We start from the raw sequence: 1,188 nt of genomic DNA, 5'->3' as shown, positions 1-1,188 counted from the left end.
GCTCGCTTGTATGGTAGGACTTGAAGGGAGGAGGAGGGACAAGGCTCGATTCTGACTGTTCGCGCAGTACAGACCGTGGGAGATTTCGCCCCTCCTCCTTTCACCCAAGCGCCGATAAAGAATGCTTCGGCCTGGATCGACGATAGAGACAAGCCTGCGCCTCTGGGTGACCCCTTCAAGTGTTCAAACCTTAGCCCGGAGGATTTTCAATGGCAATGCCGGTTTCTGTCACAAAGCCGATCGTGGGCGTGGATGTCGCCAAGAACGAGCTGGTGATCTATCACGCAGAGCTTGATGTGTTGGAAGCGATTCCCAACGACAAGGCGGCCATCAAAAGGTGGTTGAAAGTACTGCCGGGGCCCGTCGATGTCGCCATTGAGTCGACCAATATCTATCACTTGGATTTTGCTGATCTGGCCTATGAGGCCGGTTGCACGATCTATATGGTGGGCGGTTATGAACTTCACCATTACCGCAAAGGCGTAAAAGTACGCGCCAAAACCGACGCGCTGGACGCCAAGCTGCTGGCTCGTTACCTGAAGAACGAAGGGCATGAGCTTCATCCATGGGCGCCGCCATCTCCGTTGTATCGCCAGCTTCTAAGCCTTTTCCGCCGTCGCGCTGCGTTGGTTCAGGCTCGAGTCGCCCTGGTACAAAGCTGGGCCAATGAGCCGCTGCTCAAGACCGCTTTCGCCGAGCAAATCGCCGCCATGCAGAGGCTTGAGACATTGATCGAGAAGACGATCAAGGATCATCTGAAAAATGCTGGTTTGCTAGGTCAACTGAACCATTGCCTGAAGGTCGAGGGCATCGGATTTCTGACCGGAGCCCGCTTACTTACGGCGTTTCAGCGGGGCGACTTCAAAAACGCAGACGCCTTCATTGCCTTCTTGGGGATGGATTTGCGAGTGTCCCAATCAGGACAAAAAGACGACCGCCGAAGCTTGAGCAAACGAGGCGATCCGGAAGTTCGTCGGCTTTTGCACAACGCAGCCATGTCGGCTAGCCGTACGCCTGCCTGGAAAGGCTTTTATGAAAAACTAAGAGCTCAAGGCTTCGCTACCACCCAGGCGCTAGTGATACTGGCACGCAAGCTTGCTCGGATCGTATTCGCTCTGCTGAAAGGGCAAAGCGAATACCAACCAAAAGCGGCTTGAGGGCTTCCCCTCAACCATAGAATCTCCCACA

Annotated in this window: 1 protein-coding gene; it reads left to right on the top strand. The window is 54.7% G+C overall.

From position 1 onward, the window contains the following. Positions 1-209 precede the first annotated feature (209 nt). Complete coding sequence (locus HGO40_RS30485; protein WP_250966064.1) at positions 210-1,157, top strand: IS110 family RNA-guided transposase; 948 nt, start codon at positions 210-212, stop codon at positions 1,155-1,157. The last annotated feature ends 31 nt before the right edge of the window (positions 1,158-1,188 follow it).

This window comes from Pseudomonas sp. CG7 (genome assembly GCF_023701885.1).
Classification (GTDB): Bacteria; Pseudomonadota; Gammaproteobacteria; order Pseudomonadales; family Pseudomonadaceae; genus Aquipseudomonas; species Aquipseudomonas zanjanensis.
Note: the sequence above shows the minus strand (reverse complement) of the source record. Positions and strands in the feature narration are given on the sequence as shown.